Below are 16,277 nucleotides of genomic sequence, written 5' to 3'. Positions count from 1 at the left end.
CTTCATGATATAGATCTAGGGCAGGGCCCGGGCGGGGGAAGATTCTATTCAAGAAAGGTCTTGAGTTCATCGAGGGTTTCCGCCTCGGCGGCAGGCTTGTCCCAGCGGATAGAGGCAAAACGCGGAAATCTCATCGCTACCCCGGATTTATGCCGGCTTGAGAGGCCGATACTGTCAAAGGCAACTTCCACCACCAGTGTTGGCGCAACTTCCCTTACCGGGCCGAACCGGTTGATGGTATTCTCCCGCACGAATTTATCGAGCCGCTTTAGCTCATCATCGGTGAAGCCGGAATAGGCTTTGCCCACTGGCACCAGCCTCCGGCCATCCTCATCTTCTGTCCAGGCACCAAAAGTGAAATCGGAATAGAAAGACGATCTCTTTCCATGCCCGCGCTGGGCGTACATCACCACAACATCGGCGGTGAGCGGGTCGCGTTTCCATTTATACCAGAGCCCCTTCACGCGGCCCTGTTGATATGTGCTTTGCCGTCGTTTCAGCATGAGCCCTTCAATCAGGCCGCCCTGCCGGCACTGCTCTCGCCAGGCCTTGAGATCCTCCGGGCTGGTGAATTCCAACTCTTCGGAGATATCAAAGAGAGCATGCCCAAGGGCAGGTATCACGGTCTTGAGGCGGGCGCGGCGGGTTTCGATGGGCAGGTGCCGCAAGTCTTCCTCACCATCGAACAGCATGTCATAAAACCGGATGAATACCGGTTTATCGCGGATTATCTTCGGCGTTGCTTGCTTCCGGTTAAGCCGCTGCTGGAGATGTTGAAATGGTTCGACATGGCCGGTGTGTCCGGCCAGGATCTCCCCGTCAAGCGTGCCGTGCCAGCTGATTCCTTCGACAAGTTCGGGAAAGGCGGGGGAGATATTGTCGCCTGATCTTGAAAACAGGCGCACGCCATCTGCCGCAGAAGCAAACTGTATCCGGGCGCCATCCCATTTCCATTCAACCAGAAAATCTGAAGGCTTGAGGGTATCGGTTTCATCATCATTAATCGGGTGGGCAAGCATCAGGGGACGGAAGACAGCACGCCCCTCAGCCGAAGGTCGTCTGGCCCGGCCTTCGAGCCAATGGAAAAGTTCCGGATAGGGGGGGTGGATAAGCGGCCAGATCTCTTCGATTTCCTCGACGGGTTTGGCGTAGGTCCGGGCCAGGGCGAGGCGGAGCATCCGGGCAGAAACGCCAACCCTCAACCCGCCGGTAATGAGTTTAAGGAGCCCCCACCGGCCTGTCCCGTCGAGGCTGTTGAGCCACTGGCGGAGATGATCTTCGGCCTCATTCGGCGTGGACTGGCGCAAGGTCAGCACCACTTCATGAAGCGCAGGTTCCTTATGGTTCGTGCCACTAATCTCCGGCCAGATCAGCGCCGTTGTCTCGGCAAGATCACCCACAAAGTCATAGCTTTCGGCAAAGAGATCAGCATCAATCGCCTGCTGGGCGAGGCTGCGGACAAGACCGCCCTTGATCCGTCCAAGTTCCAGATCCCCGACCAGCGCCGCCACGCCCCAGCCGCGATCTTCCGGCGCAGAATTCCGAAGCCAGTCTTCTATCCAGGCCAGTTTCGCGTTGCGTTGGGGCGCAAATAGCAACTGTTCGAGCAGGCCGGCAAACCGTCTCATTCCGCGTCATCCTCATACCCGACCAGCGACAGCGCACGGGCGCGAACCCCTTTGAGTCCAAGCGCACGTATGAGCGCGGACTCCCGCCCATGGGTAACCCAGACTTCCAGAGGTGCAACCTCTTCGATTGTTCTCAGAAGGTCAGCCCAATCCGCGTGATCCGAAAGAATAAGAGGCATCTCAACCCCGGATTGCTTGGCGCGCTGGCGTATCTGCATCCAGCCTGATGCCATGATGATGAGCGGGTCCGGCAGACGGCGTGACCATCTGTCCGCAAGGGCCGAGGGCGGCGCAATCACGATCTCGCCTGCCAGATCATCCCGCGGCCTGCCCTTTTCTCCGGCTGTTGCCGGGGCAAGTTCGCCCAAGGGAACACCCAGATCCTCATAAAGGGCTGCAAGTTTCTGCTGGGCTCCATGAAGATAGATGGTCTTGTTGTATCCGGCCTGCCGCAACAGCGCGATAAGACGCTGCGCCTTGCCAAGGGAATAGGCCCCGACGACATGACATCTGCCGGGGAAAACATCAAGGGAATGGAGCAGTTTTTCAATTTCACCCATCGGATCGGGATGGCTGAACACCGGCAGGGCAAAGGTTGCTTCGGTGACAAAGACATCGCAAGGCACCGGCTCGAACGGGGCGCAGGTCGGGTCTGCCTTGCGCTTGTAATCACCAGAGACCACAACACGTCTTCCGGCATGATCGATCACCACCTGGGCGCTGCCTAGCACATGCCCCGCGGGCACAAGCCGGATCGTGCAATCCCCCATCTCCATCGGCTCATGATAGGCAAGTGCGGTACGTTTTTGCGCAAATCCGCTGCCGTATCTTGCTTCCATGATGGCAAGCGTTTCCGGGGTTGCGATAACATGATGGTGCCCCGCTCTTGCGTGATCGGCGTGGCCATGGGTGACCACAACCTTGTCACTTGCACGAAGCGCGTCCAGAACAAACCGGCTTTCGGGATGACCTGTATCAACGCTGAGCCCGGCACCCAGGGGCCGGATCCATCGTTCGATCCCTGCGGCGCTTCGTTGTATCATGCTAGGAGGATTTGCCGAACAGCTTGTTCCAGTCATCGGCGCTGAGGTTGCTCAGATCTTCGCGTAGCTCGGCCCCGGCCTTCATGCCAGCCTGAACCTGGGGTCTGTCCCACATGGCCTGCCGCCAGCGCATAACATTGGGGTAGTCCTCGATGGTAACGCCTTGGCGCTCATATGTTCGTGTCCAGGGATAGGCGGCGATATCGGCAATCGAATACGCATCACCGGCAAGCCATGACGTCTTGGCAAGTTGCCGTTCCATCACCCCGTAAAGACGGTTGGCCTCCTTGCTGTACCGGTCCATGGCATAGGGGATGCGTTCCGGGGCATAGAAATTGAAATGATGCGCCTGGCCGAGCATGGGGCCAAACCCGCCCATCTGCCACATCAACCATTCATAGACAGCGGTGCGTCCTCTTGTGTCATGAGGGATGAGTTTACCTGTCTTGTCGGCAAGATAGAGGAGAATCGCACCGGATTCGAACACGGATTGCGGATCTCCACCCGTGTCATGATCGATGATTGCCGGCATACGATTGTTCGGGCTGAATGCCAGAAAAGCGGGGTCGAACTGCTCTCCCTTCCCGATATTGACCGGCTTGATCGTGTAGTCGAGCCCCATTTCTTCAAGGGCGATGGTGATTTTGTGACCATTCGGAGTTGGCCAGTAATAAAGGTCAATCATGGGCTTCAGCCTTGCGGTTGTTGGTTCAGTTAAAAAAGGAGAGTTGATTACGTCGGTTATCTTCTTAATTTAAGGATGAATCGGAAAAAGTCGATAACCTGATCATGGAAAACCTCTTTTCAATCTCACAGGATATGCCGGATTGCGTGCTGGACTGGTTTGCCCGCAAGGGATGGCAGGTGCATGAGCACCAGCGAGAGGTGATAAGGGCCATTGAACAAGGCCAGTCCGCGCTGCTCATTGCCCCCACCGGCACGGGCAAGACACTGGCCGGGTTTCTGCCCAGCCTGATCCGGCATATCCGTTCCCCGGGGGGTAAGGGCCTCCGCACCCTCTATATATCTCCCCTCAAGGCGCTGGCCGTAGACATCGCTCGAAATCTTGAAGCGCCGATCCGTGAAATGCAGCTTGATCTGCGGGCCGAGACAAGGACAGGTGACACCCCGCCCGAAAAACGCAAGCGCCAGCGCCAGAACCCGCCTGAAATCCTGATGACTACCCCTGAATCGCTTGAACTTATGCTGACATGGCCTGATGCCGCGGAAGTTTTCGCCGGGCTGGACTGCATCATTCTTGATGAACTTCATGCTCTTGCCGGAAACAAGCGGGGGGATCTTCTGTCGCTCTCACTGGCGCGATTGCGCCGTCTTGCACCAGCGGCCAGAACGATCGGTTTGTCTGCGACGGTGGCCAATCCTGCGATGCTGCGCGGCTGGCTTGATCCGGTGCCGGAAAAGGTGGAGATCATCCGGGCGGCCAGAAGCCATGAGCCGGAAATCTGGGTGCTGGAAAAGGATGGTCACCTGCCATGGGCAGGTCATTCCGCTTCCTATGCGGTGGAGGATATATTCCGGCTGATCACCGAGAACCGGATCACCCTTGTCTTCGTCAACACAAGAGCTCAGGCCGAAATTCTTTTTCAGTCGCTGTGGCGGATCAATGAGGAGACCCTGCCGATCGGGCTTCATCACGGGTCACTTGCGGCCGAGCAGCGCCGCAAGGTGGAATCTCACATGGCGAAAGGTCAGTTGCGGGCGGTGGTGGCAACATCGTCGCTTGATCTCGGCATTGACTGGGCGGATATCGATCTTGTTATCCAGGTTGGTGCCCCGAAAGGGACCGCTCGGCTGTTGCAGCGCATCGGCCGGTCAGGTCACCGATATGATCAGATCAGCCGCGCGGTTCTTGTTCCCGCCAACAGGTTTGAGGTCTTTGAATGTCTTGCCGCCATAGCCGATATCCGGTCAGGTGAGCTTGATGATCCCGCCGATACCCCCGGCGGGCTTGATGTGCTGGCCCAGCATGTGGTGGGTATGGCCATGTCGGACCCGTTCCGGGCTGAAGAGCTTTTCGATGAGGTGCGTGAAGCCTGGCCTTACCGGCAACTGACCCGTCAGGAATTTGATGATGTGCTCGATTTTGTCAGCACCGGCGGCTACGCGCTGAAAGCGTATGAGAAGTTTCACAAACTTGTGCCGGGCCGTGATGGGCTATACCGGATTGCCCATCGCAGCGTTGCCCTGCAATGGCGGCTTAACGTCGGAACAATCGTCGAAAGCCAGACGCTGACCCTCCAGCTTCGCGGGGGCGGCAAGCTTGGCAAAATCGAGGAATATTTCATTCAGTCGCTGGTGCCGGGGGATACGTTCATCTTTGCCGGGCAGGTGCTGGAATATACCGGCATGAAAGGCACCATGACCGCCGAGGCCGTTCGTGCGACGGCAACCGAGCCGAAAGTGCCTGCCTATGCCGGCGGCAGGTTGCCGCTCACCACCAATCTGGCGGAGCGCATCCGGGCCATGATCGCCGACAGATCAGGTTGGGATGCGTATCCTGAAACAGTGCGGCAATGGCTTTCGATCCAGGACTGGAAATCTGATCTTCCGGGGCTGGATCATCTTCTCGTGGAAAACTTCCCCAGAGGCGGCAAGGAGTTTCTCGTGATCTACGGGTTTGAAGGCCGCAATGCGCACCAGACGCTCGGCATGCTGCTGACGAGGCGGATGGAGCGGGCCGGGCTCAAACCGATAGGATTTGTGGCCAGTGATTATGCCCTTGCCGTCTGGTCTCTTGAGGCTCCTTCTTCCGGGCAGGTGGAAGACTTGCTGTCCCCGGATCTGCTCGGCGATGACCTTGAGGAATGGATGCAGGAAAGCACCATGATGAAACGGTGTTTCCGGTCGGTTGCCACCATCGCCGGGTTGCTTGAAAAACGTCACCCCGGCGCCGAGAAAACAGGTCGCCAGATGACGATGAATTCGGATCTGATCTATGACGTCCTGCTCCGGCACCAGCCGGATCATCTTCTTATCCGGGCAACGCGGGAGGAGGCGGCACGAGGGCTCACCGATATTCGGCGGCTGGCAGATCTTCTTGCCAGGTTTGAAGGCCGTCTCGCCTTTCGCCAGCTTGAACGTGTCTCGCCGCTGGCCATGCCGCTGATGCTGGAGGTCGGCAGGGAGAGCGTCACCGCCTCGGCGGTTGAAGAAAGTCTGGCCGAACTTGAAGCCGAACTGGTGGCCGAAGCACTTGAAGGCATGGATACATCAATCCCCATACAGGCTAGCCTTGCGCTATGACATCTTCACGAAAATCCAATTCCGTCTATCGGTTCAGCTTGGGCGGGGATGAGGTTGCCGCCCATGCCGATGGGACGGCGCTGTTTGACCGGGGGCGGCTGATGGTCGTCTCGGATCTGCATCTCGAAAAGGGAAGGGCGCTCAGTTCCACCTCGCCCATGCCCCTTTATGACACCGATGCCACCCTTGATGCGCTTGAAAAGGCGGTCTTGCGGGACCAGCCGGAACGACTTCTCTTTCTTGGTGACAGTTTTCATCGCGCGGATCTTGCGCGGAGTCTGGCGCCATCCTATCAGGACCGAATCCATGCCCTTGCCCGGGGTCGTGACGTGATCTGGATCACCGGCAATCATGATCCGGACCTGCCGGCATTCCTGCCGGGGGCGGCGGCAGAAGAAATCCTGATCGGTTCAATCTGGTTCCGGCATATTGCCCTTGAGGAATTCGAAGGAGGTGAGGTTTCCGGCCACTATCACCCCAAGGCACGGATCAAGACAAGGGCCCGCGGCGTCAGCGGCAAATGCTTTATTCATGATGGAAGGCGGCTCATCATGCCAGCTTTCGGCGCCTATACCGGCGGGCTGTCGGTAGGGGACCCGGCCATGAAAAATCTTTTCGGCTCACATGCAGAAATTCTTTTCTGCCATGCTTGTCAGATCTATCGTTACCCCTATTCTCTAGTGCAGTAACCTGATCACGTTTTCCCGAAAGGTCAGCTATGGCAACGGTACTCTGCTGGTTTCATCAGGATCTGCGGATAGGGGATCATCCTGCGCTTACGGCGGCGATATCCTCCGGTCATGCGGTTGTTCCGGTTTATATTCTTGATGAAAGCGCGGCAGGCGACTGGGCCATGGGGGGTGCAAGTCGATGGTGGCTGCATCACAGCCTTGATGATCTCGCCCGCGGGTTTGAGCGGATGGGCTCAAAGCTCATTCTTCGCAAAGGCGATGCCGTGCGAATTCTTCCAGCGCTGGCAGAAGAGATCGGGGCTGTTGCGCTCTACACCCATAAAAGGGGTGAGCCCTGGTCAAAGGCCCAGCTTTCTGCGGTGGCTGAAGTGCTGGCGAAAGAGGGCATCCCCACGCATCTTGAAAACGGCTCGTTTCTGAAAGATTTTGGTGAGGTGCGCTCAAAAGCAGGGACGCGGATGAAAGTCTTCACCCCCTATAAGCGAAACCTGCTCGCGCAAGGGGGGATGCGGGCGGTTCTGCCGCGACCGGGCGCGTTACCGTCGCCGTCCTCATGGCCAAGATCAGCGACACTGGATGAGATGAAACTTCTGCCCCGGAATCCGGACTGGTCCGGCGGGATTGATCGGGCGTGGCGCGTCGGCGAAGCGGCGGCACTGCAACGACTTGATGATTTCCTTGAAGATACGATCACCCGTTATGGTACATCTCGCGACCGGCCTTCGATCTCGGGAACATCCCGGCTGTCGCCGCATCTGCATTTTGGCGAAATCTCTCCGGTGACGGTGTTTCATGCGGTGATGGAGCATGCTGGCGGCGCCCCTTCCGCTGATGCGGAGACGTTTATCGCGGAGGTTATATGGCGTGAATTTTCCTATGAACTGCTGGATCAGTTTGCCGATATGCCGGACCGCCCCTTGAGGGCCGAATTTGAACACTTCCCCTGGCGTCAGGATTATGCAAGTGACCTAGCCGCCTGGCAGCGCGGCCAGACAGGCTACCCGCTCATCGATGCCGGCATGCGGGAGCTTTATGAAACAGGCTGGATGCATAACCGTGTCCGCATGATCACGGCGTCTTTCCTCACCAAGCATCTGCTCATCCCATGGCAGGAAGGCGCGCGATGGTTTCATGACACGCTGGTGGATGCTGATCTTGCCTCGAACAGTGCAGGCTGGCAGTGGGTGGCAGGATGCGGCGCCGATGCCTCGCCCTATTTCCGGGTCTTCAACCCCATCACCCAGGGGCAGAAATTCGATGCCGGTGCCTATGTCCGGAAATGGGTTCCCGAAGTGGCAAAGATGGATGACCGTTCTCTTTTTGCGCCATTCGACGCGCCGGAAGGGTTGCGCCTCAGCGCAGGCCTAAGGCTTGGAAAAACTTATCCCGAACCTCTTGTTGACCATGCAGCCGGCCGTCAACGTGCGCTCAATGCTTTCGCGCAGATCAAATCACAAGATAATTAATAGCCGCATCTGGTCAAGCCACGCAGCAGATCTATCTCATGGATATTATAAATTAGGAATAAATTATGCGTATTGCTGTTATTGGCTCCGGCATCTCCGGTCTGGCGTCGGCTTATCTTCTCTCCCGTTCCTATGAGACACATCTTTACGAAGGTGATAATCGCATTGGCGGACACTCACATACCGTGGATGTGATGACCGCCGAAGGCCAGGTGCCGGTGGATACAGGCTTCATCGTCTTCAACCCGCTCAATTACCCCAATCTTGTCGGGATGTTTGATCATCTTGGCGTGGAAACAGAAACCACCGATATGTCCTTTGGCGTTTCCATCGGGCCCGGTGATTGCGAATACGAAGGCTCGCTCCGGGGGCTTCTGGCCCAGCCGTCCAACCTTGTTCGGCCAGCCTATTGGGCCATGTTGCGTGATCTGGTTCGGTTTTATCGCAGCGCCACGGTTGAGGTGGGGCAGGGACCTGAAGGCGAAAGTCTGGGGCAGTTCATCGCACGGCTTGGCTATGGTGATGCCTTTGTTCAGGATCATCTTCTGCCGATGGCGTCGGCGATCTGGTCCTGTCCTGCCGAAACCATGCTGGCTTTTCCGGCCCGGTCATTCATCGCGTTCATGAATAATCATCAGCTGCTGAATTTCATTGAGCGTCCACGCTGGCGGACGGTGACCGGAGGCTCGCGCCAGTATGTGCGGAAAATCGAAGAAGCCCTTGGCAGAAATATCCACCCAGAGACATTGATTGAGGGGATCACGCGCAAAGCAGGCGGGGTGGCGCTTCATATCAGAGGGGTTGGTGAAGTCTGGTACGATAGGGTGGTTCTGGCCGCGCATGCTGATCAGTCCCTGAAACTCATCGATGATCCTCACCCGGAAGAAAGCCGGATTCTCGGGGCGTTTGATTTTCAGCCCAATCGTGTTCTTCTCCACAGCGATACACGGCTCATGCCAAGGCGAAAATCTGCCTGGGCGTCATGGAGCTACCTGACCCGGCGTGATCCACGCGACGGGCTCTGCGTGACCTACTGGATGAACCGGCTGCAGAATATAAAGGTGGCTACACCGCTATTGGTTTCGCTCAACCCTTTCATCGAACCTGACCCGGCGCTTGTCCATGGTGAATATTTCTATGATCATCCGGTATTTGATCAGAAAGCCATTGATGCCCAGCGGCTTCTGCCTTCCCTGCAGGGAAAGAACGGGCTTTTCTATGCCGGAGCCTGGACACGATACGGATTTCATGAAGACGGTCTGGCATCTGCCGTTGCCATTGCGCGCAGTCTTGGCGTCGAGATTCCCTGGGAAAGCCCGACCGCTGGCTACGCCATCGCGAAAGACATGGCAGAGGAAAAAAGGCCCGCCTGATGCAAGCCTGCTGCCTTGTCAGATCGAGTATCATCCATACGCGTCATCAGCCAGCGAGCCACCGGCTTGAGCGGCGTGGCCTGTCGATCTGGCTTGATCTTGACCGACTTGATGAAGCTGGCAGGCTGAGTGCTGCCTTTGCCATCGGCCGCTTTAATCTGCTCTCGTTTGACGAGAAAGATTACGGGCCGAATTTTGCTGCCGGAAGAAAGCTCGTCGAACCTCTTGCTGATTATGCAAGACGTCTTGCCCGGCAGCATTGCCCTGATACACCTGTTGCGCGGGTTCGCCTGCTGACCTTCCCGCGCATTCTTGGCGCAGCTTTTAATCCTATCTCGGTCTATCTGTGTTATGATGATCAGGACAAACCGGTATTCTGCATTTATGAAGTGCGGAATACTTTCGGGGATATGCATTCCTATATCGCTGCCATTGATGGAAGGGGGGCACCGGTGCATGAAGTTGAAAAAATGCTCCATGTATCACCGTTTTTCCCGGTCAAGGGTGAATACAGGTTGAAGATACGCGCAGCAGCAGAGAAGATCAGTCTCTTGATCGATTACCAGATCGAAGGAAAGCAGGCGCTGACGGCAAGCTTGCGCGGCGATATTATCCCGCTTTCAAGCAGATCAATTTTGACGGGCCTGATCTGGGCCAGGCTGTTTCCCATGCGGCCTCTTGTTTCCATCCATATTGAAGCGCTCAAACTATGGGCCAAGAACGTGCCGTTCTTTGCTCGCCCTGAACCTCCCGCAACACCCTGGTCAGAGGCCAGAACAAGAAAAAAGGATCCGGCATGATATCTTCTCTTCTATATCCTCTGCAGGTGCGGGCATTTCTGACGGTGTTGCAGAATATCCGCGCCGGCACCCTTCATCTTATGCTGGCGGATGGCAGCACCTATAAATTCACCGGCGATAAGCCCGGACCTGAAGCCGATCTTCAGATCAACAGCCGCGCTGCCCTGGGGCAGATCATGCGTGATGGCAAGATGGGTTTTTGTGAAGCTTTCATGACCGGCGGGGTCAGCAGCACACGTCTGGCGGCGCTGATTGAGCTGGTCGTTCTCCAGAATGCGTATGTGGAGGAGAATCTCAAATTTTCACGGATCAAGACCTGGTTAAGGTTGATGTATCATCAGATGCGTTCAAACACCAAAGCAGGATCACGAAAGAATATTTCCTTTCATTATGATCTCGGCAACAGTTTCTATGCCAAATGGCTTGATCAGAGCATGACCTATTCCTCGGCGATTTTTGAGGATGAAAGCCAGGACCTGACCCGTGCGCAGGAGGCCAAATATCGCCGTCTCGCCGAGCTTGCCGATATCCGCGAAGGGCATCATGTGCTGGAAATCGGTTGCGGATGGGGCGGATTTGCCGAATATGCCGCCCGGCATCTGAAAGCAAGGGTGACCGGCATTACCATTTCAAAGGAACAGTTTGATTACGCCACGAAGCGGATGGCAGAAGCCGGGCTCGATGATCTCGTGACCATCGTTCTCAAGGATTATCGTGATCTTGATCATTCCTATGACCGCATTGTCTCCATCGAGATGTTCGAAGCCGTGGGGGAAGCCTACTGGCCGACCTATTTTGAAACCCTTTCACGCTGTCTTGAACGCGGCGGCAAGGCAGCCCTTCAGGTCATCACCATCGATGATGCGGTCTTTGATGATTACCGCCGGGAACCTGATTTCATCCAGCGATATATTTTCCCGGGCGGGATGTTGCCCTCCATGCCTGCGCTTGCGGATCCGATAAGGAATGCCGGGCTCAGAATGGAGGCGGCGGACGGGTTCGGCCAGCATTATGCCGACACGCTCAGGGTCTGGAGGGAGCGGTTTCTCGCCGCCTGGCCGGAGCTTGACGGCAAGGGGTTTGATTCAAGATTCAAAAGGATGTGGGAGCTCTATCTTGCCTATTGCGAGGGCGGGTTCCGTGCCGGATCCATCGATGTCAAGCAGATGCTGCTTGTAAGAGAATAACCCCTTTTTATACGTCACTCCCCCACCGTCCCGGGCGGAAGCCGGAAAAGCCTGAGCATGGATTTCATGACAAGCCCTATCCCCGGCAGTTTGCTGAGCAGCTGGCTTGCACTGTCCCAATGGTCGATATGTGCCGTGATCAGGCCATCGGCATTGATGGTGATCTCGCTCATCCCTTCAAGATCAATCTCGGTTCGGGGCCATGAGCGCAACCGCCCGGTCATGCGCCAGCGCAGATATACCGCCTTCTGCCCGGAGGCAATGTCCGATACCTGAAAGCGGGGCTCATCGCAGACCTCGAACATATGGGCAAAGACCTGACGAAAGGAAGCCTTGCCACGCAACCGGTTGAACGGGTCGGCAAAAATCACCTCATCGTGAACGAGATCAACAAGCTGATCAATCCTGTCCGGTTGAAGCCGGGAAAAAGCCTCGGCATAGCGCGTTGCCGCCGTCATCAGATGCTGGGAAGTCATGATCGTCCGGTCCTTTTGCTGACAAGAGCAAAATACGTCCGGTAGGGCAGGTAACGCAACAGCCGCATCATTCGCGCAAAGCGTTTCGGGAAGGCTATTTCAAACCGGTCGGTTTCCATCCCTCTGAGGATGGCTTGCGCCGCCGCCGCCGGTGACTGGAGATCGGGCATGTCGAAATCATTGATGGCAGTGGCTTCGGTATCAACAAAGCCGGGGCAGATGACCTGAACCGTAATCCCTGCAGGTTTCAGATCAAACCAGAGCGACTCGGCAAGGGAAATCAGGGCGGCCTTTGTCGGTCCATAGGCGGCAGATTTCGGCAGGCCGCGCCATCCCGCCACCGAAGAGACGATCATGATGCGGCCCCGGCCTCGCGCCACCATCCCGGGGGTGATGGCAGCCAGCGCATGCACCACGCCCATGTAATTGACCTCGATATGCTGGCGGAAGACCTCGACATCGGGTGACCGCCCATCCTGCGGGGTATAGACCCCGGCATTGAGGATGGCGATATCGATCGGCCCGTGGATCTGTTCCGCCTCGCCGGCGGCCGCCATCATCGCATCAGGGCTCGTGACATCCGCCGTGATCGCGGCAAAGCCTTCGAGTTTATCTTTCATCTGCTGCAGGCGATCACGACGCCGGGCCACGCCGCTTATCCGGTGGCCGTTGCGGCAAAGCGCATGGGAAAGGGCCTCGCCAATGCCTGAACTTGCGCCGGTAATGAAGATATGTGCCATTCTATCTGCCTCTTGTGTCCTGATGTAAGGCGTTTTTCACGTTTCGCCAGCCTTAACCCATGTATGCGGGCAGGGCTGGTACCAAATATTGGCTGAACTGGACCTATCTTAAACCCGGCGGGTTTCATAAAAATAAGATGTTATTTAAAAGGCAGGACCGCACCAATGCGCTTGCCTTGATGAACAAGCATGAACGCCAGAGGAGACCTGCCATGAAAATGACCACCGAAGAAGCTTTTGTCAAAGTCCTTCAGATGCATGGGATTGAACATGCGTTCGGGATTATCGGATCGGCGTTCATGCCGATTTCGGACCTCTTCCCCAAGGCCGGGATCACTTTCTGGGATGTGGCCCATGAGACCAATGGCGGGATCATGGCTGATGGCTATACCCGCGCCACCGGCAAGATGTCGATGTGCATTGCCCAGAATGGCCCGGGGATCACCAATTTCGTGACCCCGATCAAGACAGCCTACTGGAATCACACCCCCCTTCTTCTGGTAACGCCTCAGGCCGCGAACAAGACGATCGGCCAGGGCGGGTTCCAGGAAGTCGAGCAAATGGCTTTGTTTCGGGATATGGTATGTTATCAGGAGGAAGTGCGTGATCCGGTCCGGATTGCCGAGGTTCTCAATCGCGTGATCGAAAAGGCCTTTCGTTCTTCCGCGCCGGCCCAGATCAACGTGCCCCGTGACTACTGGACCCAGGTTATTGATATCGACCTGCCGCCGGTTGTCCGGATCGAGCGTCCGCAAGGCGGCCGCGACGCGATTGCCCAGGCAGCCCAGATGCTCTCCGAAGCGAAGTTTCCGGTCATTCTTTCCGGTGCCGGTGTGGTGATCGGCGGGGCGATCAATGCAACCAAAGCATTGGCCGAACGTCTTGATGCACCTGTCTGTTCGGGATATCAGCACAATGACAGTTTCCCGGGCAGCCATGAACTTGCCGCTGGTCCCCTTGGCTATAATGGCTCACGCGCGGCCATGGAACTGATCGCCCAAGCCGATGTCGTGCTGGCGCTTGGAACGCGCCTCAACCCGTTTTCAACCCTGCCGGGGTATGGCATTGACTATTGGCCCAAGGACGCAAAGATCATCCAGGTGGATATCAACCCTGACCGTATCGGCCTGACCAAGAAGGTCACGGTGGGGATCTGCGGCGATGCCAAGGCCGTCGCAACACAGATCCTTGATCAGCTTGCGCCATCCGCAGGCGACGCTGGCCGTGCCGAACGCAAGGCCGCCATCCATCAGGCCAAGTCAGCCTGGTTGCAGGCACTCAGCTCCATGGATCATGAAGATGATGATCCCGGCACCAGCTGGAATGCCGATGCCCGGACCCGTGACAGTGACCGCATGTCGCCGCGTATGGCCTGGCGGGCGATACAGGCCGCCCTGCCCAAGGAAGCCATCATTTCCTCCGACATTGGCAACAACTGCGCCATCGGCAACGCCTATCCCACTTTCGAAGAGGGCCGCAAATATCTTGCGCCCGGTCTTTTCGGTCCATGCGGGTATGGTTTCCCGTCCGTGCTCGGGGCCAAGATCGGCAAGCCGGACACCCCGGTGGTCGGCTTTGCCGGTGACGGCGCTTTCGGGATTTCAATGAATGAGATGACCGCGTGCGGCCGTGATGACTGGCCGGCCATCACCATGGTGATTTTCCGCAACTACCAGTGGGGTGCGGAAAAGCGCAACACCACGCTCTGGTATGACAACAATTTTGTTGGCACCGAGCTTGATCCGCATCTGAGTTATGCCCGTGTTGCCGAAGGTTGCGGGCTCAAGGGCGTTACCGTCAAGGGCATGGATGAGCTGACGGCGGCACTTGATCAGGCCATCAAGGATCAGATGGACAACAAGATCACCACCTTCATCGAAGTCATTCTCAATCAGGAACTCGGGGAGCCATTCCGTCGGGACGCCATGAAAAAGCCGACGGTTGTCGCCGGGATTGACCCTGACGATATGCGCCCTCAACAGGCCGCTGAATAAGCCCTGATTTGATACGATAAAAATAATCTTCTCACGGTATCCGGTTTCGGATACCGTGATTTTTTTTGATCTCTTCAAGGGGGAGATACGGATGGAACAGCGCCGGACCAGACGAAGTCGCCGCAGTGAAACGGCAACAAAGGTTGTTGCCTTTCCCTATATCCAGCGCCGTATCCCCTTTACAAATTACCTCGGCGAAGAAGGCCTCTCCAGGATCGAAGATCAGGCCGAATGGCTGATGCAGGAGATCGGCCTTGAGTTTACCGATGATCCGGTCGCGCTTGAGATATGGCGTGATGCCGGGGCCGATATTGATGGAACGCGTGTGCGCCTGCCACGCGGCATGGCCCGAAAGCTCATGGAAACCTGCCCGGTGTCTTTTGTCCAGCATGCCCGCAACCCGGAGAGGTCCGTGCGCATAGGTGAGGGCAATCAGGTTTTTGCGCCGGTCTATGGTCCTCCTTTTGTCATGGATATTGAAAAGGGGCGGCGCTACGGCACGCTGGAAGATTTGCAGAATCTCGTCAAATTGACCTCGGCCCTGCCAGCCTTGCACCATTCCGGTCTGGTGACATGCGAGCCGTGTGATATTCCGGTCAACAAACGCCATCTTGATATGGTGGCAACCCATATGATCTATTCCGATAAGCCGATGCTCGGGGCGATCACCGCCAAATCCCGGGCGGAAGACAGCGTTGCCATGGCCCGGATCCTTTTCGGCGCTGATTTCCTCGAAGATCACTGCGTCATCATGGGCAACGTCAACACCAATTCACCTCTTCTGGTGGACAAGGTCGTGACCGAAGCCATCCGGACATATTCCGCCGCCGGACAGGGGATGGTCGTCGTCCCCTTTATCCTGAGCGGGGCGATGGGGCCGGTCACCACCGCGGCCTCGATTGCCCAGGCGCTGGCCGAAGCCATGGCCTGCGGGGCCTTCACCCAGCTTGTCCGTAAAGGGGCACCGTTTGTTCTGGGCAATTTCCTCTCATCGATGTCGCTGCGGACAGGGGCGCCGACTTTCGGCATGCCTGAACCCACCGCATCAAACTATGTCATCGGCCAGCTTGCGCGCCGGCTCAAGGTGCCGCTTAGGTGTGGCGGCTCGCTGACGGCGTCCAAACTCCCCGATGCCCAGGCCGCGGCAGAGAGCGCCGACAGCATGCATTCAACGGCCATGGCCGGGGCGAATTTTGTTCTCCATTCGGCGGGCTGGCTCGAAGGCGGGCTCACCACCGGATATGAAAAGCTGCTCATCGACGCCGATCGTCTCGGCGGGTATCAGAAACTCCTTGAAGGCATGGACCTTTCGGATAATGGGCTTGGCCGATCAGCCTATGATGATGTGGAACCGGCCGGGCATTTCCTCGGATCAGCCCATACCATGGCGAATTACGAAACCGCCTTCTATGAACCTCTTCTTTCCAATGCCGACAGTTATGAGCAATGGATGGAAGATGGCGGCAAGGATACCGCCCGCCGCGCCTATGAGTGCTGGAACACCATGCTTGATGAATATGAAGCGCCGCCCATGGATATTGCCAGGCGCGAAGAAATCGAGGATTTTGTCGCAAAAAAGAAAGCCAGCATGGAAGATGCGTGGTATTAGACCAT

At 57.0% G+C, this 16,277-nt stretch carries 13 protein-coding genes; 8 read left to right on the top strand and 5 right to left on the bottom strand.

Annotated features, from left to right (window positions below):
• Positions 1 to 44: 44 nt before the first annotated feature.
• From AB8880_07980 to AB8880_07970, 3 genes are read right to left on the bottom strand one after another with little or no spacing between them, the layout of a single operon-like run.
• Complete coding sequence (locus tag AB8880_07980; GenBank protein XDZ64865.1) at positions 45 to 1,628, bottom strand: cisplatin damage response ATP-dependent DNA ligase; 1,584 nt, start codon at positions 1,626 to 1,628, stop codon at positions 45 to 47.
• Complete coding sequence (locus AB8880_07975) at positions 1,625 to 2,671, bottom strand: ligase-associated DNA damage response exonuclease (GenBank protein ID XDZ64864.1); 1,047 nt, start codon at positions 2,669 to 2,671, stop codon at positions 1,625 to 1,627. Before AB8880_07975 ends, AB8880_07980 begins: the two co-directional genes overlap by 4 nt.
• A gap of 1 nt (position 2,672) precedes the next feature.
• The gene (locus tag AB8880_07970) at positions 2,673 to 3,356 is read right to left on the bottom strand and encodes a glutathione binding-like protein (GenBank protein XDZ64863.1); all 684 of its coding nucleotides are present in this window, start codon (positions 3,354 to 3,356) and stop codon (positions 2,673 to 2,675) included.
• A gap of 104 nt (positions 3,357 to 3,460) precedes the next feature.
• On the opposite strand from AB8880_07970, the gene AB8880_07965 reads away from it, so the two are divergent.
• The 6 genes from AB8880_07965 (at position 3,461) to AB8880_07940 (ending at position 11,453) form a co-directional block, all read left to right on the top strand.
• Positions 3,461 to 5,935, top strand: a complete 2,475-nt coding sequence (locus tag AB8880_07965) for a ligase-associated DNA damage response DEXH box helicase (protein XDZ64862.1) — start codon at positions 3,461 to 3,463, stop codon at positions 5,933 to 5,935.
• On the top strand, positions 5,932 to 6,624 hold the full coding sequence (gene pdeM / locus AB8880_07960; GenBank protein XDZ64861.1) for a ligase-associated DNA damage response endonuclease PdeM: 693 nt from the start codon (positions 5,932 to 5,934) through the stop codon (positions 6,622 to 6,624). Before AB8880_07965 ends, pdeM begins: the two co-directional genes overlap by 4 nt.
• A gap of 29 nt (positions 6,625 to 6,653) precedes the next feature.
• Entirely contained in the window at positions 6,654 to 8,093 is a 1,440-nt protein-coding gene (locus AB8880_07955) for a deoxyribodipyrimidine photo-lyase (protein ID XDZ64860.1), read from the top strand.
• Positions 8,094 to 8,158: 65 nt separating this feature from the next.
• Positions 8,159 to 9,466: an NAD(P)/FAD-dependent oxidoreductase gene (locus tag AB8880_07950; protein ID XDZ64859.1), complete on the top strand. Its 1,308-nt coding sequence runs from the start codon at positions 8,159 to 8,161 to the stop codon at positions 9,464 to 9,466.
• Positions 9,466 to 10,266, top strand: coding sequence for a DUF1365 domain-containing protein (locus AB8880_07945; GenBank protein XDZ64858.1), 801 nt, complete (start codon positions 9,466 to 9,468; stop codon positions 10,264 to 10,266). Before AB8880_07950 ends, AB8880_07945 begins: the two co-directional genes overlap by 1 nt.
• A complete protein-coding gene (locus AB8880_07940) occupies positions 10,263 to 11,453 on the top strand; it encodes a class I SAM-dependent methyltransferase (protein XDZ64857.1) in 1,191 nt (396 codons plus the stop codon). The genes AB8880_07945 and AB8880_07940 overlap by 4 nt, the downstream gene beginning before the upstream one ends.
• A 14-nt stretch (positions 11,454 to 11,467) precedes the next feature.
• On the opposite strand, the gene AB8880_07935 is transcribed toward AB8880_07940, so the two are convergent.
• Positions 11,468 to 11,929, bottom strand: coding sequence for a nuclear transport factor 2 family protein (locus tag AB8880_07935; protein XDZ64856.1), 462 nt, complete (start codon positions 11,927 to 11,929; stop codon positions 11,468 to 11,470).
• Entirely contained in the window at positions 11,926 to 12,669 is a 744-nt protein-coding gene (locus AB8880_07930) for an SDR family NAD(P)-dependent oxidoreductase (GenBank protein XDZ64855.1), read from the bottom strand. Before AB8880_07930 ends, AB8880_07935 begins: the two co-directional genes overlap by 4 nt.
• A gap of 212 nt (positions 12,670 to 12,881) precedes the next feature.
• Here AB8880_07930 and xsc point away from each other — a divergent pair, with 212 nt between their 5' ends.
• Positions 12,882 to 14,663 carry a sulfoacetaldehyde acetyltransferase gene (gene xsc / locus AB8880_07925; protein XDZ64854.1) on the top strand — a complete coding sequence of 594 codons (1,782 nt, stop codon included), beginning with the start codon at positions 12,882 to 12,884 and terminating at the stop codon, positions 14,661 to 14,663.
• 91 nt (positions 14,664 to 14,754) lie between these two features.
• Positions 14,755 to 16,272 (top strand): trimethylamine methyltransferase family protein, encoded by a 1,518-nt coding sequence (locus tag AB8880_07920; protein XDZ64853.1) that lies wholly within the window; start codon positions 14,755 to 14,757, stop codon positions 16,270 to 16,272.
• The last annotated feature ends 5 nt before the right edge of the window (positions 16,273 to 16,277 follow it).

Source organism: Alphaproteobacteria bacterium LSUCC0684 (assembly GCA_041228335.1).
Lineage (GTDB): Bacteria > Pseudomonadota > Alphaproteobacteria > Puniceispirillales > UBA1172.
The sequence above is the reverse complement of the archived record's forward strand: the minus strand, read 5'-3'. Positions and strand labels throughout refer to the sequence as shown.